Here is a 22,251-nt window from a genome sequence, read left to right as displayed (position 1 = left end):
TGAACTCAATCCGATCGAAGCCACGCGTCTTCCGGCAACTGCGCATGCGCACCGACCAGGCACAGACAACCACTCAGAACCCGAAAGGCCGATGTCCTGAGTGTCCATGCTCGTCCCGCTCATCTTTCACGAAGCTGCATTCCCCGGCATGGTCAGAAAGCCGCTGAACGCCGGCGAACTGCTGAGGTACATAATCCGGCAGATCGTCCTTATCCATTGCGAAGACAAAGAACTGGTTCGGATTCGCGATGCCGGCCGGATGATTCGAATCGGTGACATTGCCGAGAAAGTCATTGTCGTTCGCGATGAGGAAGGTGTGCTTGCGCACGCCATTCATCACAATGTCAGGGCCGAACGTCAGACTTTCGAGCTTCGCGGGAATGTCTTGCGCGCTGAAGCCGTGAAAGTTCAGCACAGCAACTACATCGAGAAAGAGCGACTTCGGCACAGCATAAGGCGCGAGCCCCGATTCGCCGCTTGCCTGGCTGATGTCCTGCGCGCCATCCAGGTCGACGCGAAACACTTTCTTGAACGCCGCGGTCGAATCATCGCCAAGGCCTTTGCCATCGCGCTCATCCATCAGAAGCACGTGATCGTTGACTGCCACGACGTCGCTGATGGTCGGATAGTTCGGCTTCGATGCAGTCCCGATGTTGGTCAGTGGATACGCAAACTGCTGGGTCTTGCCGGTACGCAGGTCGATACGGATGATGCGGCTGAAGCCGCCTTTGGTACCGCCGTCCTGCAGCAGCGGACTCTGCATCGCGCCGAACAGTGTTTTGCCGTCGGGCGAAATCGCCAGCCCTTCCATGCCCTTGTTGGCCACGCGACCGGATGTGTTCGCACTGATTTCGGTATTGCCCACCGAACTGAGCGTCGACACGGCGAACGAGTCAGGCAGCTTGATGACATCGATTCGACGTCCCGTGCGGCGATCGAAACGATAGATGTATGGACCGTATTCGTCGGAAATGAACACGCTCTGTCCATCGTTGGTCACCCGGATGCTTTCGGGATCGAGGCGCGCATCGAGCGGATTCGTCGACAGGTGCGTCGGGTCGAAATTGTCCGAGCGCCCCGTGAAGTAGTGCGTGTGGTTCTGGCGGTTCAAGCCGGGTGCACCGTCCGGCAGGCCGGCCGCTGCGCCGTTGCCGTACACGAGCCGCTCCGCGGTGTGCAGGAGCGTCGTGTCGACCAGCTTCGGCGTGAGTGCGTAAGGCAGATCCGAACCTGATGGCGCAGCGACGAGCGACAGTTGGAATGTCTGGAAGCGGTTGATGTATGAGACCGTATCGTCGATCGCCGCGTTGTATGAAATTGCATTGGGGCCGCGATCAGGCAAAGCGACGAACGTGTTGCAGCCCGCGAAGCTCATGCCCGAGCCGATGCCGCCGAGCAGATTGCCCGGCGCACCGTTTTCGAGCGGCGCCGCCGTCTCGCGGGACAGGTCGGAGATCGTGCCGCTAATCTGACCTTTCGCGATTAGATCGACGGTGGCGTGAGCGTTCGACATCGCGAAGAGCGAGGCGATCACGGTGAGCACGAGCGGTCTGGATTTCAGCACGGATATCTCCTTCAATTGTTTCGAGAGAACATCGTCAGGTAGCCTTAAAAGCCGGCCTTCATGGGCTTACGAAGAGCCATCGAAAGTGTGGGTAACTTTCGTGTCATGAGGGTGAAAGCGGATCGGGCTCTGTCGTGGGCATGCGTGTTTCAGAACCGTGCCGTTCAACGATTTTCCTTTTTTCTCGGCGTTTGATATTGCATTGCAGCAATATGCGTATAGACTAGGTCATGAACGTCTACAGCCATGGGCTTTGTTTTGATATGACGGAGAGCGACATGCCGACTTTGCCGGCTTCGAACCGCCCAGCCGTCCCTGAATTGCACGTTTTCGAGCAGGAGGGAGGCTGGCATTGGGGTATCACCGTCCCGCGAGTGGCGGGAGGCGGTTTCAAACTGATTGCCTTCAGCGAAAGCTCCTTTTCGCTCGAAGCGGCCGCGCGCGCCGACGGGAGCCACGCGTTGGCGCATCTTGCAGATAAGGCACACGCAACGGACTTGCCGTTGACGCCGCTCGTGACTGATTTTCAGCAGGAGTAAGCAGGCCTCGCCTGCCATTGATGGCGCTTCGTTGGGTGCATGGACACCGAGGTGCGGCTGCCGTTGTCTTCACTCTCCAACTGCTACCACTGATACGCGTAGGCGATCTGCACTAAATCGGCGCGTATGCCTCAAGCCCATCACCTGCCCGCGAACAAGATAGTCGATATAGCAGCCATCCGAATCTCCGTGCGGCGCGCTCGACGATCCATTTTCTGCAGCCCAACAACGTGCGGGCGATAGCTGCTGCGAATTCACGACGTCTGCTTCCAGCGTGCGCGAATCTCACCGCGTCGCCCCAACTCGGTTCATTACACCGACGTAACCGAACTTTCACATAACTATCTTAAGCTCCTTCGCCGATGTAATAAATCCAACAATCGGGCGAGCCGGCGTAAAGACGCTGCCCGCCTGGCGTGCGACGGGAGCCCCCACGTGATTTTTTCGAAGAACAAGAACCTGACAGGTCGGAAGGGTGCGTTAGCCCTACTGGCCAGTATCGGCCTGGCGGTTGGTTTGAGCGCCTGTGGCGGGAACGATGACATCACCTCCCCGGACACGACTCCCCAGGTTTCCGGCCAGGTGCTCGGCAGCTACATCCAGAACGCCAAGCTCTGTCTCGACCTCAATGACAACGGCAAGTGCGACAGCGACGAACCGTATACGGTGAGCGACGCCAAGGGCAAATTCTCCATCGGCGACAAGAACAACGGCAACTGGAAGAATGTGGTCGCCGATTTGACCAACGCCCGGGAAAACGATGCCAATGGCAAAGACATGGGCACCAAGTTCGGCTCCGGCGCGTTCTTCCTCGCGCCCAAGGGCGCGACCGGCACGGTGAGCGCCATCACCACGCAATTGGCTCAACTGGTGACGGGCGGCGCGGCGCTGAGCGACGCGAAGAACACGCTGGCAGCCAAATACGGCGGTGTGTCCGCCGACAAGCTGCTGGGCGACTTCAACAGCGACAGCAGCCTTGCCAGCGTGAAGGCGGCCAGCGACGACTACATCAAGACGGTGGTCGGTTCGAAGGCTGTGCGTCACGTCTTCGTGATCACGCTCGAGAACAAGAACTACGATGAATCCTTTGGTACGGGTTCGGCTACTAGCGGCCAGGACCCGTACCTGAAGTCGCTCGCTCCGCAAGGCGCGCTGCTGACGAACTATTACGGCACCGGCCACGTCAGCCTGGACAACTACATCTCGATGATGAGCGGCCAGCCTTCGACGGTCGATACCGAGACCGACTGCTTCAGCGTATGGTCCGACATCGTCGACGCAGGCAACGACAGCATCAATCCGAAGGTCCTCAAGGCCGGTACGGATGCGAACGGTCACGCCGGCGGCGGATGCGTGTATCCGGCCCGCGTCAAGACGCTCGCCAACCAGCTCGATAACGCCAAGTTCACCTGGAAGGGTTACATGGGCGATATGGGCAATGACCTGAACCGCGACGGCACGAAGTCGTGCAGCTTCCCGACCCGCACCGCGAAGCTGGCAGGCTCGGACCCGGCGAAGGCGGTCGACGGTACGCAATCGGCCCAAGCGGGCTCCGCGTCCGGCGACGTCAAGGGCGATGCCTACGCGACTCGCCACAATCCGTTCGTGTACTTCCACTCGATCATCGACGACATCAACTATTGCGACCAGCACGTCGTGAATCTCGACGACAACCTGGAAAACGATCTGAAGTCGATCGATACCACGCCGAACTTCGTGTACATCACGCCGAACCTGTGCGATGACGGCCACGACGGCGACGGCACGGGTGCGGCAGGCAAGGGTTGCAAGAGCGGTGCGCCCGGCGGCCTGAAGTCGATCGACGCGTTCCTGAAGAAGTGGGTTCCGATTATCCAGGCTTCGGCGGCTTACAAGCAGGACGGTCTGATCATCATCAACTTCGACGAATCGAATGCGGCCAGCTCGCCCATGACCACGTCGTTCAACGCCAGCTACTCGCAGATGAATCTCACGATCAATCTGCCGGGCGCTTCGTGCTGCACGCAACAGACTGGTCCGAACGTCAAGCGTCCTGAAGATCAGGTCATGTCCACGCTGCCGATTGCCTATGCGTCGACGCTGGGTATCAACACCGCGCTGCTTCCGTCGACCGTTCAGTTGATCCAGATCGGCATGCACTACGACGGGGTTGGCGGTGACCGCACGGGCGCAGTGCTGCTGTCGCCGTTCATCAAGGCGGGCACCACTTCCGATACGGGCTACAACCATTACTCGCTGCTCAAGAGCCTGGAAAACCGTTTCGGTATTCCTGAGTATCTGGGTTACGCGGACGATGCGAACCTCGCGACTTTCGGTTCCGACATCTTCAACCAATAAAGATAGATGCTTTTTCTCTGTACTAAAGGGACCGTCCGGGGGGCGGCCCTTTTTTTCATTTCAAGTCTCTTCCTGACGGCATGTGGCCGCCAGGAAGAAGCCCTCGGCGCCCCCGCCGTCACTACGGTTTCCGCGGCGCCTTCCAACAAGGATATGGCCGAGATCGGCAAGCTGGCCTTTTTCGATCCGTCGCTGTCGGCTTCCGGCAAACAGTCGTGCGCGAGCTGTCACAGCCCTTCGAATGCCTACGGTCCGCCCAACGGCCTCGCCGTGCAACTGGGCGGCATCGATATGAAGCACGCCGGCACACGCGCGACGCCTTCGTTGCGCTATCTGCGCCGGGTGCCGATCTGGACGCACACGTACGCGAGCAGCTTCAAGGAACGTCTCGAGGACGGCGACAACATGCCGTCTGGCGGCTACACCTGGGACGGGCGCTTCGACAGCCCTGCCGCCCAGGCCGCCTTCCCTCTGTTGAACCCCAACGAGATGGCCAATACGGATGCTGCCGACGTTATGGCTAAATTGAGCAAGAGTGCTTATGCCGCGCGTTTTAGCGCAGTGTTCGGCCGGGATATCTTCTCGCGCCCTGCCGATGCGCTCGCCGCATTGGGCAAGGCACTCGAGCGCTTCCAGTTCGACGATCCCAGCTTCCAGCCGTTCGACAGCAAGTTCGACAAGGTGCTGGACGGTAAAGCGCAGTTCAGCACTCAGGAAGCGCGTGGCTTTGCGCTTTTCAATGACCCTGATCGCGGTAACTGCGCATCCTGCCACCTGGTCGAAAAGGGCGCTGCCGGTGCGCACCCGACGTTCACCGACTACAACTTTCAGACGCTAGGCGTGCCGCGCAATCCGGAGATCCCGGCGAACGCGGATCCGAAGTACTACGACATGGGACTGTGCGGCCCGATCCGGACCGACAAGACCGACACCGACTGGTATTGCGGTATGTTCAGGACACCTACGCTGCGCAACGTCGCGACGCGCCGGGCGTTCTTTCACAACGGCCGCTTCCATACGCTGGAAGACTCCTTGCGCTTCTATGTGCAACGGGACACCAATCCGCAAAAGTGGTATCCGCATCCGGGCGGCAAGCAGCAGTTTGACGACCTGCCAGTGAAGTACCAGAGGAACGTCGACCATATCAATGCGCCGATGACGAATCACAAGGGCGGCAAGCCGGTTTGGTCGGAAGGCGATATTCGCGACGTGATCGCATTTCTCAAGACCTTGAACGACAGCGATGCGCAGATGGTGGGGAGTACCGCGACGCATTGACTGAAGAAGCTTGATGCCCGGGAGGGAGGCCGGCCGCCGTGGGACCGTTGTGGTTCTGGCTGTCGGTGCCCGCCGTGTTTCTTGATGATCCGCCTGGAAAATCAGGCGGTTTCATGTACGCGCAGAGCACGCCACGTCTGCCCGACGCTGATGGTCAAAGCGGCATTTCCGTGCAGCTCAGTTTCCGCTACGACCTGAGTTTGCCGACGATCACGGACAAGACGCAGTTGCTCCAGTTCGGATACGACTTCAAGCGAAGCAACAACGATCTGGAATTCGGCGGCTTTCAGGTTTTCAACTCAAACACGCACATCCACCCATTGCTGTTGCTTTGCTTCATCGGCAAGCCGACCGAAGCGGGGATGTCGCATGCCTGCGCGACGCTCGTCGCAAGTGCCGACGTGGTGGATAGCGCCAACAACGACGCGGCATTCAACGCGGCGCGGCAGGGCGCGACGGCCCGCTACGTGTACATGCAATTGATGGCATCACGCGCATTCGCGCTTGGCGATCGTGGCTGGAACCTGCAGACCGAGCTGCGCGCGCCTGCGATCGCCTTCGGGCAGAGTAATGCAGTCGTCTAGTCCTTCATCTTTTTCGATGCCGGGCGTGTGTGGAACCGGATCGATCAGCCGGCGGAGAACAACCCGGGGCTGCTTGCGGGCGTTGGCGCAGGCGTGCGTTTTGAATGGTCGCGATTCGTCGAGTTCCGCTGTACGTATGGTGCGCCTTTACGCGCGCTGACGCGAAGCGCATCGAAGGCACCGGTGGCGCTCTTGTATTTGTCGATCGGGGCATGACCGTTTCCAGCGTTGCTGCCATGAGCTTTAGATAGAGGAAGCCTCGGAGTGTGCGTTACCGCACAGTACACAAGCGTTCAAGGAAGCAACCTCCAGCTCTTGAAAATGCGCAACCGGCGGCAGCGGCCAAAGGCGTCGAACGCTTCGACGTGCCTCGCAAAACGATCAGCTGTGCGTGGCGGCCGGCTCTTGGGGCCGCTTGTGTTTGGTCTCAATAGGTCTAGGTTTAGACGCATCTCGACATCGCCGCGTGATACTTTTCATACACGGGCGCACGCGGTCGGTCCCGGTTAGCCTCGTATATGTTGGCCCATCATTTGCACTTACGCAGAAAGGTGATTTATGAGCCATGCCGCCAGATCGGCGCGCGTCAAGCGCGCAACCCACCGCCGTCGCCCGATCGGAAATACGTGGCTCGTTATAGGCCTCTCGCTGACGGGGCTTTGCGCCGGCCAGTCGAGTTTCGCGGCGGGCATCCTGCCACAAGGCGGCCATTATGTCGCCGGCTCGGGAAGCATCGCTCAGCACGGTGCCAACCTGAGCATCACGCAATCTGACCCGCGGGGCATCATCGAGTGGAACAGCTTTTCGATCGGAGCGGGCCAGAAGGTGTCGATCGACAATGGCACGGGCGCCACACTCAATCGCGTGACCGGTAAAGATCTCTCCGCAATCTATGGCTCCCTGACGGGCACCGGCAGCATCTATCTGGTCAATCCGAATGGCGTGCTCATCGGACCACGCGGCGTGGTGTCGACGGGCACGCGCTTCGTCGCTTCGACACTGGATGTCTCCAACACCGATTTTCTCAAACCCCCTCCATACTTTGGAGCGTTGTACACAGGCAGTTCCACGGCGAATGTGGTCAATCTCGGCAAGATCAGTTCGTCGGGCGGGGACGTGTTTCTCATATCGGCCAACCAGGTCATGAACGCAGGGAAAATCGATGCGCCGAACGGCAATGCCGAACTTGCCGTGGGGCGTAACGTGTCGTTATTGGATGGCAAGTATCAGCAAGTCTTCGTGAGGATAGGAAGCGGCGGCACGGTGACGAACACAGGCACCGTGCAGGCGGCGCTGATCAACCTGCAGGCGGCCGACGGCAATATCTTCGCGCTCGCGGGCCGTTCGGCCGCGCTGCGGGCCACCGGCACTGCGACGCGCGACGGCCATGTGTGGCTCGTCGCGAGCACGTTCGATCAGGCCGGCAACCGCGTCACCGGCAATGTCGATGCGAGCGGGGCGAAGATCGGTGCGCGCAATGCGGACGGCAGCGGCGGCACCGTTGATATGTCCGCCGGGAGCGTCAAGGTCGGTGGCGCAGACGTTCGGGCGAAGGCGTGGAATATCACCAGCGGCGATTTCACCGCCGATGCCAGCACGACCAGCACCTTCGCTGCAAGTCTGAGCCGTGGCGCATCCATCGCCGTGGAGGCGATCGGCGCCGACGGCAAATATGGTGCGAACGGCGAGGGCGACATCGCGGTCGAGTCGAGCGTGCGCTGGCATGGGACAGCGTCACTGACGCTCAACGCCGCGCACTCGCTGACTATCGCACCGCATGCGGACATCGCCAATACGGGCACCGGCTCTCTCAACCTGTCCGCCGATACTCACGGATTTGACAACGGCGGCAGCGTGGTCAATCTCGGCACGATCGACTGGTCACGTAGTACGGGCATCGTCGCGGCGCTTTACGACAGGAACGGCAGCTACACGCGTGGCGATGTCCGCACCAACACATCCTGGAGCCCCGCGCCGTTCAGCGGGCTCGTCACGCAGTTCACGGCTTATCAGCTTGTCAATACCATGGCAGACCTGATCGCGGTGAATAACAACCTCGCTGGCAATTACGCATTGGGCGCCGGGGGGCTGGAATTCGCGGCTGCGCCGGCTTTCAGCGGCATCGGCACCGCAGCGAACCCGTTCACCGGGCAGTTCGACAGCATGGGGCATCTCCCTGCGGATTTGACTCTTGCGGCCGATACCGGACTCTTTGGCGCAATCGGCAAAACCGGCGTCGTGCGAAATTTCACGCTCGCGGGTGGCACGGCAACCTCCTCGGGAGCACCGGTCGGACTGCTAGCCGGGATTAACTGGGGGTACATGGTCAATGACGGCGCAACAGGCACCATCAATTCCATCGGCAACACAAGCACGGCGGTCGGCGGGCTAGTCGGCGAGAACTTTGGACGCATCGAGCAGTCGTGGGCTGGCGTGAGCATCCACGGCGCGGGCCAGATAGGCGGGCTCGTCGGCGTCAACGATGGTTCCATCGACAAGTCTTATACGCTCGGCTCGGTGACAGCCGGTGCGCAAAGCACAGTCGGCGGCCTCGTCGGTACGAACAACGGTGCGATCTCCCGATCGTATGCGCGGGAACCTCTCAGCGGCGGCTCGACGACCGTCGGAGGACTGGTTGGCAGCAATACGGGCTCCATCGGCGAGTCGTATGCCTGGTCGCATCTCCCGGTGGGCGCGAACTCGACGACGGGCGGCATCGCGGGCACGAACAGCGGCTCGATTGCCGCGAACGTGTTCTGGAACAGCGAGACGTCAGGAGCGTCGGCGGGCGTCGGCTCGGGCACGGCGGTGGCCGCCTCGAGCGGACTCACGGAAGCACAATTCAGAAACCCGGCGAGCTTCGGCCCGACGTGGGATTTCAGCGCGAACGGCACGTGGCTGGCCGGTTCGTGGCCGATGCTGCGCCGGTAGGTCTGCCGTCGCGAAACGGGTGCTCGGCTAGCAGCAGGCACGCTCGAGATTCGGGATTCTCCTGCACGAATCGACGGCTGCTTTTCAACGCAGCCGGGACAATCGATTGCTGATCAGCGAAGCCTACTAACGGCCTACGACACCTGGCGTCAAATCACTGGCCGAATCGTATTGGAAATCGAAAAAACGTTCTCGCCGGCGTATACGAAATCACGCTGCATTTCGACATGCCACTTCAAGAAGTTCCGACTGTTCGATTTCCGTGGAAGCATCCAGTCATGCAGTTCAATGATCACCAGCGGAAATCTGTTTAATTCCTCGGAGTGACGTGAAAAGAGGTCCGACTCTGCGCCCTCGATGTCAATCTTCAGGATGAATGGCGTTCCGCTCGATTTCGCTATCACCTGTTCCAGCGTCATCGCTTCAACGGCGTACGAGTGATCGGTGGGCTGCTCAGCCGTACGATATCCGCAGGCGCCTCGTCCCGGGTCGTCCAGATAAAGCGTACCACTGGTCGCTGCAATGGCGGCGTTCAGCGGCACGACAGATGGGAAGGCGCTCGAGTTACTCTTGAGGAGTTCGTAGTTCGATACGTCCGGCTCAATTGCCAGAATCTTCGCTTTCGGATACGTGAGCGCAAACCAAACCGCACTGGCCCCGATGTTGGCCCCGGCGTCGACGATGATCGGATCCGCACAGGCCCGGTAAAAGTCGGCTATCTCTTGCGCCCGGCTAAGTTGATCCGTTGCATAGACTCGTCGAAAAAAAATCTGCTTGCACACCGTTCGGTCCGGTATTGAAGGCCGGAAATTGAAGCGCCTTCCGCCGGGAAGCCTCAACCCGTGCAGACCGTATCGAGCAGCTCCCCAAGCATCGGGAGACCGATTTTTGGGTCGCAGCAATCGCACGAGCCCTGGGGGCAACATGTCCTTCAGGGTGGACCTTACTAGCTCGTGCATATTGGTTCTCCGCGTGATCGTTTCGCTGGTTGGGACCGCAGCTGCATTGACGGGGATCTTCCGATACTCGAAAAAGGCACGCACCATTGCTAGGGTAGTCTATGGATTTGTGCAACTCACCTCGGGCCTTTCCCTATTTCCGGCATACGCGCCAAAGTTGCTTGGTCAGAGTCCAAGGCGTGGCGGACGACGCGGGATCGGCGACGAGCAGCGTGTCGCGAAAGCCGCTTCCTCGAAGCAACGGCCGTTACTATCCATGGGGGCGTGTTTTTGTTAGCGACGTGAGAGCAGCCTCGTCTATCGTCGCAATTTTCTTGTGGGAGGTCCAGTGAGCATTGCTCCATCAGACAAACATTCGTTCGTTGCCACCGGCGAATTTGACGTGAAAATCGCGCCACCCCATATGATCGCCGTTCCGGCGAACGCCTCAGCCATAGGCCGCCATGCTCTCGAGAAAGCGTACCACGGCGGTTTAAACGGCCGGGCACAGGGGGAAATGCTGAGCGCCGGGCAGCCGCAACAGGGTGAGGCAACTTACGTCGCGCTCGAATCTTTTGACGGTACGCTGGACGGTAAAGCTGGCGGATTCGCGCTAGCCCACCTCGGAGAAATGGACGCGGGAAGCGAGGAGTTGCGTATCGCCATCGTGCCGGGCTCCGGAACCGGTGAGTTATCGGGAATTCGGGGCCAATTGCTCATCCGCCGCGAAGCCGGCAAGCATTACTACACGTTGACATACTGGACAGCGTAGGGAATCCGCGGCGGAGATAGGGTCGTCGACGAAGGCGGAGCAGTCGCAAGAAGTCCCCGTCATGGCCTGACGAATGACGCCTCCTCGCCCGACCTGTGTCTGAAGCGCCAGACTCCGTTCGGCCTGGATGCGACGGTTCCAACCGTCTGATGCCGGCCATTTAACGCCGCGGTGTCGCCGCTCGCGTTTTGGGTGTCAGATAAGCGTGGCAAGCCGTCTGCGGCAGCTTTCGACCCTCCTGCGCAGTTTGTGCGATCATTGCGCGCAAAGTCGGACGCATCCTGGCCGATCCCGGCACTGACCGCGCGCACGCGGTCGGCACGGGTTGGCACATGATCGCTCTCGAATCAAACATTTAGCTTTTACTGGACACAGTGCGGGTCGTCCGCCGAGTAACCGGTTATCGAGGAGTATTTGCAGCATGGGAGTGCCAATTTCGCAGGCGTGGACGGTCGCCACCTACGTTCTGAAACAGAAGCTGATGCGGCGAAGCCGTTATCCGCTCGTCCTCATGCTTGAGCCGCTCATGCGCTGCAACCTGGCATGTGCGGGGTGCGGGAAAATTCAGTACCCGGCGCACGTGCTGAAGTCGCAACTCACGCCTGAGCAGTGCTTCCAGGCGGTAGAGGAGTGCGGCACGCCGATGGTCGCGATTCCGGGCGGTGAGCCGCTTCTGCATCCGCAGATGCCGGAGATCGTCGCCGGCCTCGTCGCGCGCAAGAAGTACGTCTATATGTGCACGAACGCCTTGCTGCTTGCCAAGAACCTGCACCTCTTCAAGCCCAGCAAGTATCTGTCCTTCTCCGTTCACGTGGACGGCCAGCGCGAGCATCACGATTTTGCGGTGTGCCGTGAAGGCGGCTACGACATCGCGATGGAAGGCGTGCGGGCCGCGGTCGCGGCGGGTTTCCGCGTCACCACCAACACGACGCTGTTCGACGGCGCGGACCCGAACAGCGTTCGCCTGCACTTCGACGAAATGATGGAAGCGGGCGTCGAAAGCATGATGGTGTCTCCTGGCTATACGTACGACAAGGCGCCCGACCAGAAGCACTTTCTTGGTCGCGCGCGTTCGAAGAAACTGTTCCGCTCGATCCTGTCGAACCGGAAGAAGAGCTGGCGCTTCAACGCGTCGCCGATCTTCATGGAATTCCTGATGGGCAAGAAGGACCTCACCTGCACGCCGTGGGGCATGCCCACGTACAGCATCTTCGGTTGGCAAAAGCCGTGCTATCTACTCCAGGATGGCTACGCTGACAGCTTCGACGAACTGATGGAAAGCGTGAAGTGGTCCGAGTACGGCACCGAAAGCGGCAATCCGAAGTGCGCGAACTGCATGGTGCACTCGGGTTACGAGGCGAGCGGCGTGAATTACACCTTTGGCTCGTTCAAGGGCCTGTTCCAGACGGTCAAAGCGATGCTGTTCGATCGCTATGAGGATCGCGAGGCCACCGAAATGCTCGCGGGATGGAAGAAGACGTCGCACGAAGTGCCGATGGTGTTCGTCCCCCTGGCACAGCGCGCAGAGGCTGCGAAGGGCGAAGCGGCTCACGCCGCCGCGCCGGCGGCCGCAGTCGCTCCGGATCAGATGGAGACGGCCGCTGGTACGGTGCACGAGCATCTCGAGGGCTGGACGCCGGAACTGACGACTGAAGCGGCGGTTCGCGAGGCGATGGAAAAGGCCTTCGATTATCGTGGCGACGTCACGATCACCCGCAAGGATGGCTCGACTGTCGCGGGCTATCTGTACGACCGCCAATACGGCGCTGCCTTCAAGGATTGCTTCGTCCGGATCATTCCGACCGGCAAACAGACCAAGGACGTGATCCCGTACGCGGAGATCGGCGCCATCGCCTTCACCGGCAAGGATACGGCGGCCGGCAAGACCTTCGAAAACTGGGTCAAACGGTACTGGGAAAAGAAAGCCGCGGGCGAAAAGAATATCCAGATCGAGCCTGAATGTCTGGATGAGTGACAGTTGAGGGCGCCAGCCGGGATGCCCGGCTGGCGCCCTTGCGGACCAGTCGCCAAATGGAAACAGGCGGCCGTTGGCCGCCGCCCTCCGCTCACTTGACACCGGTCCCGCTAATGGGTGTCAGCGGTTCGAGTTCGACCGTGGAATGACGGCTAATGGGCCGGTGAACATGAGCGGCAGAAACCGGGACCAGCTACCGCCGCGAGCTATTGCCAACCTTATTGGAAAGCGTCGCGCTCGAACGGGGAAGCCCTTCACCAGAAGGTTTTTCGCAGCGACGCCGCCGGTCGAGCCGGTGGCGCCCGAGATGAGGATGGTGCGTTTCGCGGCCATTCCTTCGATATGCTTATCTTTGCGTCACGCCACTAGCGGCACCAAAAGCATGAGGGTGTGCACGACGCGAATGGCCTGTGCAATAGTCAGTCAGATATGGCCGAGCACAGCGTCGGCAATCATCAGGGTCGAGCCGACCCCGGCCACGAACGCGAGCGTGCGGACGACCGGGATACCGGCGGTGTAGACGACGTAGTGGACGAGTCGCGCGATCAGATACGTCTTGGCTGCGAGGATCGTTGCCGGCGTGCTCGCGCCGATCAGGGCCAGGATGATCACGAGCGGTGCAAACACGGCCAGATTTTCGACCGCATTGGCGTGCGCGCGCCGCGCTCTCTGGGCCCAGGCCGGGTCGGGTGGGGCGGTCGGATCCGCTGGATCGGCGAGTGTCCGAACCGGTCCGCGCGTCAGGATTCTCGATGCCATGTAGGGGACCCACATCAGCACCGTCGCTGTGGCAACCAGCGTCAGGACATAGAGTTCCGGGGTGAGTTTCATGATCGAATACCTTCTATCGTTGCGAGAGTTCCTGTAGGGGCTCCGCGTCGATGCCCTCGATCATTGTTCTGGTGAGCTAACGACAGGACGGAAAAGCCCTTCCGCAGCAGGAATCTGGTTGTGACGCTATCAAGGGGCGCCGCCGATGAGGGGGGCACCGGCGGCGCTTGCGGCACTTACTTGCCCTGGATCAGCAGGCCCAGCGGAGCGAGCGGACCGACGTGCATCAACTCATACTTTGCATACCCGCCGGCCGTGAGCGGCAGCGCCTCGACAGCGTCGCGTGCCTCGTCGATCGACTCGGCGTTCATGAGGAAGATGACGCCCGGCGCATCCTGGCGAAACCAGAACTGCTCAATCTTGCCGTCAAGATAAAGCTTGAGCGTTGCCGGTACTTCGCTCGGCATGATCTGCATTTTTTGTTCGTCCGGGATCGGCTTGACGATCGTTGCAACGGCCAAAACCTTCATGGGAGTCTCCTGGGGGGGTTGATTGCGACATGCAACGGGATCAAGTCTAGTCACTTGCCTTGATGGCTGGTACAGTCACAAACGCCAACTTTGTGGACATTTACGCCATGCGAATTTCTGTGCTCGCTCTTGATGGAGTGTTCGATACGGGCCTGTCTGTCACACTCGACGCGTTCCTGGTCGCCAACGCGCTTGCGACGCGGGCAATGGGCGGGATGCTGCGATTCGATGTATCTCTCGTCGGCGTGCGAAAGAGGGTGAAATCCACGCACGGGCTCGTGGTGCCCGTGCAACCGATCACGGCGGAGCAGCAACCCGACTGGGTGATTGTTCCTGCGCTGGCCACGACGATGCCGGATCAACTGGTTGCTTCTCTGGAGCGGCCGGACGTGGTTCGGGCAAGGGCGCAACTGTTGGCATGGCATGCAGATGGCGTCCGATTGGCGGCTTCCTGTATCGGGACGTTTCAGCTTGCGGAAGCGGGACTTCTGGATGGCCGGGAGGCCACGACCAACTGGGCCCTTGCTCCGTTTTTCCGGCAACGTTACCCAGATGTCCGGCTCGACGAATCTCGCATGCTGGTGCCGACGGACATCGGCGTGACGGCCGGCGCGGCAATGGGCCACCTCGATCTCGCCCTCTGGCTGATACGTACGGCCAGCCCGGAGTTGGCATCGATGGTTTCGCGTTACCTGCTCGCCGATATCCGTTCGTCGCAGGCCGCCTACATCATTCCCAATCACCTCGCGCAGGCCGATCCGCTGATTCAGCGCTTTGAACGATGGGCTCGCGAGAATCTGGCATCCGGATTCTCGCTGCAGAATGCGTCCAGTGCGTTGGCCACGAGCACTCGCTCGTTGCAACGCCGCTGCCAGGAAGTACTCGGCAAATCTCCGCTCGCTTATTTCCAGGATCTGCGCGTGGAACATGCGCAGTCTTTGCTCCGCAGTGGTGGTCTTGACATCGAAAGTATCGCTGCCCAGGTCGGGTATGACGATGGTGCGACGCTGCGCGCATTGCTGCGTCAACGGCTGGGCCGAGGTGTTCGCGAGATTCGTGCTGACCTGCTCTGACGGATGAGGAGGGTGCCGATTCTCGTTCAATAAGAAAATTGGCGTGAATGACGACGAAATTGTCGTTTCTGGTCCTACGTCCTGCTGCGTTCCAGCGTTAAATTCTTCTACGTTGTGGGTGACACGCGAGATTCACTCGGGTGCCGTCACATCCAGAGCGGCCATCATGGCTGCGTCAGGAAAATCACAATCCATCGTGTCGTCCATGATGCGATGGTGAAGTCCGCCAACGTCGGTGTTTCGCCAGAGCGGAGCAGTCGGCGCGATGTCATCAGGCAATTCAGACAGTTCAATCGGACTCAGTTGACTGATGCAGGTGGACACCGAATGGGAGAAGACGATGGAAATGGCCGGCGCTGCAGAATTTGCACAACACTATGAATCGAAAGACCTGCTTGAACGTCTGAAGCTTGCTTTGGCTGGAATGGGGCAGCAAGCAGGCCGTCTAGGTCCCGAGGTGCTTGCACCGCTCGATCAATTTCATTCCCGGGCCCTCGACGCGACGGTGGAACTCGCGCAGGCGTTGAAGATCGACCGCTCGACGCGCGTGCTCGATATCGGCTCGGGCTTGGGCGGCCCGTCGCGCTATCTGGCGGCAACCTACGGCTGCACGGTGCATGGCATCGATCTGAGTGCATCGTTCGTCGAGGCGGCGGCTTTCCTCGCGCAACGGACCGGACTGTCCGACAGGGTGACGTATCAGTGCGCGGACGCGCTTAGCCTTCCGTTCGATGCCGATGCCTTCGATCTGGCATGGACGCAGCACGTTGCGATGAATATCGTTGATCGCGCTGCGTTCTACCGTGAAGCCGCCCGCGTACTGCGAACAGGCGGTCACCTTGCTGTTTTTGACGTCATCGCGGCGTCGGGTGACCCATTGCATTTCCCGGTGCCGTGGGCGAAGGGGCCGGAAGCGAGCTTTCTCATGACGGAGGACCAGATGCATGGGGTGTTGACGGAACAGGGGTTCCGGTCGGTCTCGTGGATCAACACCACTCAGGCAGGCATAGACTGGTTCGCGCAGCGACAGAAGCAACAGGTCCAGCAGTCGGCACCGCCCGCGTTCGGGCTGCATCTCGCCATGGGACCGGGCTTTGGTCAGATGACGGCCAATCTCGCGCGCAATCTGCGAGAGGGACGTGCAGCGCTCGTTCAGGCGATCTACGAAAAAGCTTGATCAAATTCTGCTGCGGTTCTCGTGCGATCGTCAGCTGTACGGGAAAGCATTTCCATGGAGCAAGTGATAACCCGTGCGACCAAGGCACCCGCAGACATGCTCGAAGATTGAAATGGCCGGTCACCATTCGGGATCGGCCATCCGGTGGCGCTAGCAGGCTTTCGGCGTGGCGCTGCATGCGCTATTAACGAGCGGTACGATATTGTGGCTGGTGAAGGGTGACGCGCCCTGCTGTTTGATGGCGGTCTCGGCGGTGTACCCCCAACTTGTGACCCCGACCACTATGTTGCGCGTCGCAGCCTGGCCGAAAGCCGTGTCTTTAAGGATGGGCGCTACGCCAAGGTTGACGAGCCATGGGCCGCCGCTGGACCCTCCTGTCATCAAGGAACCGATAATCGTGTTGTTCGAGAAGGTTGACGCCGTATAACCTTGCGAGTCATTGCGTTGCATGAGATTGCCGCCATCCAGTGAAACTGGAAAGCCCAACTGGCTAATCAGTACCTGCTTCGATGAATTGAAACCGTAGCCGTCCCAACCGTAGCCGTACCAGCCTGTCCGCTTACCGGCATACGTGCCGGACTGCGGACGAAGCGTGAGCACTGCCACGTCGTCCTGGCAGACAACGCCGCTTAAGGTGCACGGGTCGGTTCCGGTGTAATAGGACGTTAGTACCGTCGCGACTGACACAGTCCACACACCGTACGGCGCCGAACCATTGTTATAGGCCGGGACATACACCCAGTTTGAGTAATACTGGCTGCGCCCAAAATCTGCCACGCAGTGTGCGGCAGTCACTACTACTCCCGGTTTGACCATGGAGGCGGAGCAGACGAAGGTAGATCCGTTGATATTGAAGAACAGCTTGCCGGTCGGCCGGAACGCATAAAAGGATTGCGTATTGTCGCCCTGCGCATTGACCCTGTTCGTGGTGAACGGCTGCCCGGACGTCCCGGATTCCTGCGGTGCGACTCCGTCTTGCGCAGCAGCGACTTCGTTTTGTTGATTCAGATTCACAGGCGGAACCAGCTGGACGGGCGCCTGCCTGCCGTCTCCTCCACCGCCAGCCGCATGCCCCGGCGTTGTTTGGGGCAGGTTGGGGGCCTGCAACAGCGAGTCCGCGGACGGTGGTGGCGCAAGGGCCGCACTTGGAAGGGGCATGGCCCGTGCGTTGCCGAAATCAATGCCAACCGGTGCGGCCTGCGTCGCCTGATCTGGCGCCACGAATTGGGTCGTGGCTCCCTGCGACTTTACTTGCTGCGCGAAAGCGCAGGTCGAAATCGCCGAACCTGCCAGAGTGAGAAATAAAAACTTCGCAAATTGACTCACTTTAAACTCCTCAATGATGATGAGTTAATTGGTAAAGCTGGTATAGGCGCAAAGAATTCGGCGCGATCTCAGACCGGGTTGCCGTTTCACAGATTCCCGTTTCTCGACTGCGGGTCGCGCGCAGGCCTATGCACGACGACGAAAATACGCGGACTCGGATGATCGGGCACGCGTGTGCCGCGGCAAACGTTGGGATACCTTGTGAGTACGCAGCACATTTGCCGGGATAAATCGTTGGCGGAAAATAGCTATTTTCGTCAAATTATTCGATAGCATTATTACTCGATTAAGATTGGACTATGAAAAAATAAAAGCAAGATTTTTATTCATGTATAAACATATAGAATAAATAGATAGACACCGACGACATTCGGCTCGAATAAATCAGCGTTTTGAGTATTAGCGGCCGCAATGACGACAGGGAGCTCTTGATGATTGAACGGGTCTTCCGTTCACAACAACGAGCAGATTCCCGATCCCTGTTCTTATCTCAGAATCATGTGCGCTCCAAAGTATCCGATGGTGCGATTAAACCGTTTGAGTTGACGCTTGACCGCGATCCTGAATTCGGGCGACGGAATTCCGGTTTGGCGACATTCACGTTGCGTTATATCCATTCAGCTGGAACAAGGCACAAATCGTTCTCGACAAGGCGATCGCGCCAATGGCGCCCCAGGTCCAGAAGCCATTGCACGAATAAGGTGCCGGTTCGGCACGCGAACGTGCACGCCATCACCCGAGCAGGGCAGACACCCACTGCGCCGTGCAGAAAATGCACTTACACCGTTTGGCACACTTCTCGCTTATTAAGAAGGGCAAGGAGCCGGCGCATCATCCGGTTCAATACACAATCTGGAAATGGATGGCTAGGGTTCCGGCCTGCTTCACGCAGGTGCTGGTCCGAGAGCTGTCGACCTCAGGCGAGGTTACACGGCGGGACAAAAGCCCGGGAGAGAACGCGATGTTTGCGCTGCTCCCTGCCGTCGCTAACTGTCCCTTCCGAGGTCAACCTCATGCGCAAGCTCGTTCGCTTTCTTGGCATCGCCACCGTTTCCCTCGCCGCGTTCGCCTCCACCTCCGCGTTGGCTGCGGGCCGTACCGACTTCAAGGTTTGCTGGACCATCTACGCGGGCTGGATGCCGTGGGGGCAGGCCAAAACCCAAGGCATCGTCTCGAAGTGGGCGAAGAAATACGGCATCAACGTCGATGTCGTGCAACTGAACGACTACGTCGAATCCATCAATCAGTACACCGCCGGCAAGTTCGATGGTTGCGCGATGACCAATATGGATGCGTTGACCATTCCCGCTTCGGGCGGCGTGGATTCGACGGCGCTGATCGTCAGCGACTATTCGAATGGTAACGACGGCGTGCTCATCAAGGGCAAGGGCAAGCAGGTCGCCGACCTGAAGGGTCAGCAGATCAATCTGGTTCAGTTCTCCGTCTCGCACTATCTGCTGGCACGCGCTCTCGAAAGCGCCCACATGAGCGAGCGCGACCTCAAAGTGGTGAACACGTCCGATGCCGACATCGCCGGCGCGTTCGCGACGCCCGCGGTCCATAACGCCGTGACGTGGAATCCGATGCTCGCCGACCTGAAGGCGCAGCCGAACGTCAGCGAAGTCTTCGACTCGAGCAAGATCCCCGGCGAGATCATGGACATGATGGTGGTCAACACCAAAACCCTGCACGACAACCCCGCACTCGGCAAAGCGCTGACGGGCGCATGGTTCGAAATGGTCGCACTGATGCACGCCAACAATGCCGACAGCACCACCGCGCTCACTGCGATGGCCAAGGCATCGGGCACCGACCTCGCGGGCTTCAAGGGGCAACTGTCGACCACCGCGCTCTTCTACACGCCGCAAGCCGCACTCGATTTCGTCACCAGCCCCGACATGCCGAAGATCATGACGCGCGTCGCGAAATTCTCGTTCGATCACGGTCTGCTCGGACAGGATGCCAAAAGCGCGGACGTGGTCGGCATGGCGTTCGACAAGGGCGTCGTGATCGGCAACAAGAGCAACGTCAAGCTGCGTTTCGATCCGACCTACGTGGAAATGGCGGCAGCGGGCAAGCTCTGACGCAAACACCTACGCATTCACAAGGCGGGCAGCCATGCGACTCATCAATCGATATCCCAGCCGAAGCGGCGGCTTGATGCTGCTGTTGCTGCCGTTCATCGTGCTGGTAGCGATTTATTTCACCGGGTCGTCGATGCGGCTTCAGCTCAACCCCGACGACAAGCTGCTGCCGGGGGCGACGCAGATGAGCGACGCCATCAAGCAGGTCGCCTTCACCGAGGACAAGCGCACGGGCGAGTATCTGCTGTGGGCCGACACGGTATCGAGCTTGCGGCGGCTCGGCATCGGCCTCCTCGTGAGTGCCGTGATCGCGCTGGTGGCGGCCATCGCGACCGGCTCGTTTCCGCTGGTGAGCGCAACGTTTTCGCCGTTCATCACGGTGATCTCGATGATCCCGCCGCTCGCGGTGCTGCCGATTCTATTCATCGTGTTCGGGCTCGACGAATTGTCGAAGGTGGTGCTGATCGTGGTCGGCATTACGCCGATGATCATCCGCGATCTGCATTCGCGGGTTCGTGAAATCCCCACCGAGCTATGGGTCAAGGCGCAAACGCTCGGCGCGACCAGCTGGACGTTGATTCTGCGTCTCGTGCTGCCGCAGTTGCTGCCGCGTCTATTGGTGGCGATGCGTCTGTCGCTCGGCGCGGCGTGGCTCTTTCTGATCGCCGCGGAAGCGATTGCTTCGACGGATGGCCTCGGCTACCGCATCTTTCTGGTGCGCCGCTACCTCGCGATGGACGTGATCCTGCCATACGTGGCGTGGATCACGCTGCTCGCGTGGCTCACCGACGAACTGCTGCGCCGCCTCACGCAATGGTCGTTCCCCTGGTATGGCGGAGGCGCACGATGATCGAAGTTCGCAACGTCTGGAAGGAATACGGCGATCAGGTCGTGCTCGAACGATTGAACCTGCGCATCGAAGAAGGCGAGTTCTGTTCGATGGTCGGCGCATCGGGCTGCGGCAAGTCCACGTTCCTGCGGCTGCTGCTCGGCCAGGAGCGCGCGACGCGCGGCGAGATTCTGCTGGACGGCGAACCGTTGCCGGGCGAACCCGACGAGCATCGCGGCGTGGTGTTTCAGCGCTATTCGGTGTTCGACCATCTCACGGTGATTCGCAACGTGATGCTGGGACTCGAACTGCCGCGTGCGAAATTCACGGGCCGTCTGTTCGGCGCGCAACGCCGTGCGGCGCGAGACGAGGCCGCCGCGATGCTCGAACGCGTGGGCCTCGGTGCGGCACTGGACAAATATCCGCAGCAACTCTCGGGCGGCATGCAACAGCGCCTCGCGATTGCCCAGGCGCTGATGATGAAGCCGCGCGTGCTGTTGCTCGATGAGCCGTTCGGCGCGCTCGATCCCGGCATCCGCAAGGACATGCACGAATTGCTGCTGAGCCTGTGGCGCGAATCGAAGCTGACGATCTTCATGGTCACGCACGACCTGAAGGAAGGCTTCACGCTGGGCAGTCGCGTGCTGGTGTTCGACAAGGTCCGCGTCGATCCGCAGGCCCCCGGCGCCTATGGCGCGCGCATCACCTACAACATTCCGCTCGACCACAGCCGCGGCTCCGCGTCGTCCCTTCATATGGCCCAGGCCGTGGTGGAAGGCGCGTCCCGTGTCGAAGCGGTCTCAGCCTGACAGGAGTCTTAACCTCATGGATCTGCTACTCGAAGAAACCGTCCCCGGCGGCGGCCATGCCTCGTTGATCATCAAGCGTGGCCAGTCGCTGCGCATTACCGACCTGCGTGGCGGCGCGAACGTCAGCGTCATGCTGATCAACGCAAACGAGAAGAGCGAACGGCTCAACCTGCCCGACACGCTCAAGTGCCAGCACACGGCGAAGCTCACGGCCGGCCATTGCCTGTACTCCGATATGGGCCGTGTGCTTGCCGCGATCGTGGCGGACACCTGCGGCTGGCACGACAGCATAGGCGGCGTGTCGAATGCGGAAGAAGTGCACGAACGCTACGGGTCGGGCCGCTATCAGGAATTGCGCAACGCGTTTTATCGCAACGGCACCGACAATCTGCTCGTCGAAATGGGCAAGTGGGGGCTCGGCATCTCGGATCTGCTGATGACGCTCAATCTCTTCAGCCGTGTCGACGTCACGGGCGAGGGCGCGCTGAATTTCGTGCCGGGCAATTCGAAGGCCGGCGACTACGTCGACCTGTATGCACCGATGAACACGCTCGTGGTGCTCACCGCGATCCAGCATCCGCTCGATCCGAATCCGGAATATGCGCCCAGGCCGGTCAAGCTTGCATTGAGCCATGCCGAGCGCGACGTCGCCGAACTGTGCCGAACCTCATGTGAGGAAAACGTGCGCGGTTTCATCAACACCGATCGCTTCTTTCTTTGAGCGGAGCCCGACA

General features: G+C 60.2%; 17 protein-coding genes, 1 pseudogene and 1 riboswitch. Of the genes and pseudogenes, 13 read left to right on the top strand and 5 right to left on the bottom strand.

The annotated features are described in order from the left end of the window. Window positions 1–73 precede the first annotated feature (73 nt). Entirely contained in the window at window positions 74–1,564 is a 1,491-nt protein-coding gene (locus B0G69_RS30475) for an esterase-like activity of phytase family protein (RefSeq protein ID WP_241991515.1), read from the bottom strand. Window positions 1,565–1,842: 278 nt separating this feature from the next. Between B0G69_RS30475 and B0G69_RS30470 the strand changes: the two genes are divergently transcribed. From B0G69_RS30470 to B0G69_RS30450, 5 genes and pseudogenes are all read left to right on the top strand, one after another. Next, window positions 1,843–2,103, top strand: a complete 261-nt coding sequence (locus B0G69_RS30470; RefSeq protein ID WP_121323595.1) for a hypothetical protein — start codon at window positions 1,843–1,845, stop codon at window positions 2,101–2,103. Window positions 2,104–2,538: 435 nt separating this feature from the next. Beyond that, the gene (locus B0G69_RS30465) at window positions 2,539–4,440 is read left to right on the top strand and encodes an alkaline phosphatase family protein (RefSeq protein ID WP_241991514.1); all 1,902 of its coding nucleotides are present in this window, start codon (window positions 2,539–2,541) and stop codon (window positions 4,438–4,440) included. A 153-nt stretch (window positions 4,441–4,593) separates the two neighbouring features. Next, a complete protein-coding gene (locus B0G69_RS30460) occupies window positions 4,594–5,718 on the top strand; it encodes a cytochrome c peroxidase (RefSeq protein WP_121323594.1) in 1,125 nt (374 codons plus the stop codon). 107 nt (window positions 5,719–5,825) lie between these two features. Beyond that, a pseudogene (locus B0G69_RS30455) lies at window positions 5,826–6,518 on the top strand (ShlB/FhaC/HecB family hemolysin secretion/activation protein); the annotation flags it as partial. 342 nt (window positions 6,519–6,860) lie between these two features. Then, window positions 6,861–9,233 carry a filamentous hemagglutinin N-terminal domain-containing protein gene (locus B0G69_RS30450; RefSeq protein ID WP_121323593.1) on the top strand — a complete coding sequence of 791 codons (2,373 nt, stop codon included), beginning with the start codon at window positions 6,861–6,863 and terminating at the stop codon, window positions 9,231–9,233. A gap of 149 nt (window positions 9,234–9,382) precedes the next feature. Here B0G69_RS30450 and B0G69_RS30445 read toward each other — a convergent pair whose 3' ends face one another. Beyond that, window positions 9,383–10,015, bottom strand: coding sequence for an FkbM family methyltransferase (locus B0G69_RS30445; protein ID WP_241991513.1), 633 nt, complete (start codon window positions 10,013–10,015; stop codon window positions 9,383–9,385). A 505-nt stretch (window positions 10,016–10,520) separates the two neighbouring features. Between B0G69_RS30445 and B0G69_RS30440 the strand changes: the two genes are divergently transcribed. Together B0G69_RS30440 and hpnH are read left to right on the top strand one after the other, a co-directional pair. After that, complete coding sequence (locus tag B0G69_RS30440; RefSeq protein ID WP_121323592.1) at window positions 10,521–10,943, top strand: DUF3224 domain-containing protein; 423 nt, start codon at window positions 10,521–10,523, stop codon at window positions 10,941–10,943. A gap of 421 nt (window positions 10,944–11,364) precedes the next feature. Beyond that, window positions 11,365–12,918 carry an adenosyl-hopene transferase HpnH gene (gene hpnH, locus B0G69_RS30435; RefSeq protein WP_199731379.1) on the top strand — a complete coding sequence of 518 codons (1,554 nt, stop codon included), beginning with the start codon at window positions 11,365–11,367 and terminating at the stop codon, window positions 12,916–12,918. A gap of 423 nt (window positions 12,919–13,341) precedes the next feature. On the opposite strand, the gene B0G69_RS30430 is transcribed toward hpnH, so the two are convergent. Beyond that, window positions 13,342–13,749 (bottom strand): MAPEG family protein, encoded by a 408-nt coding sequence (locus B0G69_RS30430; RefSeq protein WP_121323591.1) that lies wholly within the window; start codon window positions 13,747–13,749, stop codon window positions 13,342–13,344. 176 nt (window positions 13,750–13,925) lie between these two features. Next, a complete protein-coding gene (locus tag B0G69_RS30425; RefSeq protein WP_121323590.1) occupies window positions 13,926–14,219 on the bottom strand; it encodes a hypothetical protein in 294 nt (97 codons plus the stop codon). A 107-nt stretch (window positions 14,220–14,326) separates the two neighbouring features. On the opposite strand from B0G69_RS30425, the gene B0G69_RS30420 reads away from it, so the two are divergent. After that, complete coding sequence (locus B0G69_RS30420; RefSeq protein WP_121323973.1) at window positions 14,327–15,292, top strand: helix-turn-helix domain-containing protein; 966 nt, start codon at window positions 14,327–14,329, stop codon at window positions 15,290–15,292. A gap of 310 nt (window positions 15,293–15,602) precedes the next feature. Beyond that, a complete protein-coding gene (locus B0G69_RS30415) occupies window positions 15,603–16,469 on the top strand; it encodes a methyltransferase domain-containing protein (RefSeq protein ID WP_241991512.1) in 867 nt (288 codons plus the stop codon). A 150-nt stretch (window positions 16,470–16,619) separates the two neighbouring features. Here the strand turns inward: B0G69_RS30415 and B0G69_RS30410 are convergent, their stop codons facing one another. After that, window positions 16,620–17,795: a trypsin-like serine protease gene (locus tag B0G69_RS30410; protein ID WP_241991511.1), complete on the bottom strand. Its 1,176-nt coding sequence runs from the start codon at window positions 17,793–17,795 to the stop codon at window positions 16,620–16,622. A gap of 855 nt (window positions 17,796–18,650) precedes the next feature. Next, window positions 18,651–18,750: riboswitch (guanidine-I (ykkC/yxkD leader) on the top strand. 58 nt (window positions 18,751–18,808) lie between these two features. Between B0G69_RS30410 and B0G69_RS30405 the strand changes: the two genes are divergently transcribed. From B0G69_RS30405 to B0G69_RS30390, 4 genes are read left to right on the top strand one after another with little or no spacing between them, the layout of a single operon-like run. Continuing rightward, entirely contained in the window at window positions 18,809–19,879 is a 1,071-nt protein-coding gene (locus B0G69_RS30405; RefSeq protein ID WP_121323589.1) for a putative urea ABC transporter substrate-binding protein, read from the top strand. Between the two features lie 34 nt (window positions 19,880–19,913). Further along, a complete protein-coding gene (locus tag B0G69_RS30400) occupies window positions 19,914–20,729 on the top strand; it encodes an ABC transporter permease subunit (protein WP_121323588.1) in 816 nt (271 codons plus the stop codon). Further along, window positions 20,726–21,517, top strand: coding sequence for an ABC transporter ATP-binding protein (locus B0G69_RS30395; protein WP_121323587.1), 792 nt, complete (start codon window positions 20,726–20,728; stop codon window positions 21,515–21,517). The genes B0G69_RS30400 and B0G69_RS30395 overlap by 4 nt, the downstream gene beginning before the upstream one ends. Before the next feature lie 16 nt (window positions 21,518–21,533). Further along, window positions 21,534–22,238 (top strand): urea amidolyase associated protein UAAP1, encoded by a 705-nt coding sequence (locus tag B0G69_RS30390; protein ID WP_121323586.1) that lies wholly within the window; start codon window positions 21,534–21,536, stop codon window positions 22,236–22,238. Window positions 22,239–22,251: the final 13 nt, after the last annotated feature.

The organism is Paraburkholderia sp. RAU2J, from assembly GCF_003634845.1.
GTDB classification, from domain to species: domain Bacteria; phylum Pseudomonadota; class Gammaproteobacteria; order Burkholderiales; family Burkholderiaceae; genus Paraburkholderia; species Paraburkholderia fynbosensis.
Note: the sequence above shows the minus strand (reverse complement) of the source record. Positions and strands in the feature narration are given on the sequence as shown.

Excerpts from the sequence above, each read along its gene's own strand:
- B0G69_RS30470 (WP_121323595.1), top strand. The coding sequence starts at position 1,843 with ATGCCGACTTTGCCGGCTTCGAACCGCCCAGCCGTCCCTGAATTGCAC.
- B0G69_RS30460 (WP_121323594.1), top strand. The coding sequence starts at position 4,594 with ATGGCCGAGATCGGCAAGCTGGCCTTTTTCGATCCGTCGCTGTCGGCT.
- B0G69_RS30450 (WP_121323593.1), top strand. The coding sequence starts at position 6,861 with ATGAGCCATGCCGCCAGATCGGCGCGCGTCAAGCGCGCAACCCACCGC.
- hpnH (WP_199731379.1), top strand. The coding sequence starts at position 11,365 with ATGGGAGTGCCAATTTCGCAGGCGTGGACGGTCGCCACCTACGTTCTG.
- B0G69_RS30430 (WP_121323591.1), bottom strand. The coding sequence starts at position 13,749 with ATGAAACTCACCCCGGAACTCTATGTCCTGACGCTGGTTGCCACAGCG.
- B0G69_RS30425 (WP_121323590.1), bottom strand. The coding sequence starts at position 14,219 with ATGAAGGTTTTGGCCGTTGCAACGATCGTCAAGCCGATCCCGGACGAA.
- B0G69_RS30420 (WP_121323973.1), top strand. The coding sequence starts at position 14,327 with ATGCGAATTTCTGTGCTCGCTCTTGATGGAGTGTTCGATACGGGCCTG.
- B0G69_RS30415 (WP_241991512.1), top strand. The coding sequence starts at position 15,603 with ATGCAGGTGGACACCGAATGGGAGAAGACGATGGAAATGGCCGGCGCT.
- B0G69_RS30405 (WP_121323589.1), top strand. The coding sequence starts at position 18,809 with ATGCGCAAGCTCGTTCGCTTTCTTGGCATCGCCACCGTTTCCCTCGCC.
- B0G69_RS30400 (WP_121323588.1), top strand. The coding sequence starts at position 19,914 with ATGCGACTCATCAATCGATATCCCAGCCGAAGCGGCGGCTTGATGCTG.
- B0G69_RS30395 (WP_121323587.1), top strand. The coding sequence starts at position 20,726 with ATGATCGAAGTTCGCAACGTCTGGAAGGAATACGGCGATCAGGTCGTG.
- B0G69_RS30390 (WP_121323586.1), top strand. The coding sequence starts at position 21,534 with ATGGATCTGCTACTCGAAGAAACCGTCCCCGGCGGCGGCCATGCCTCG.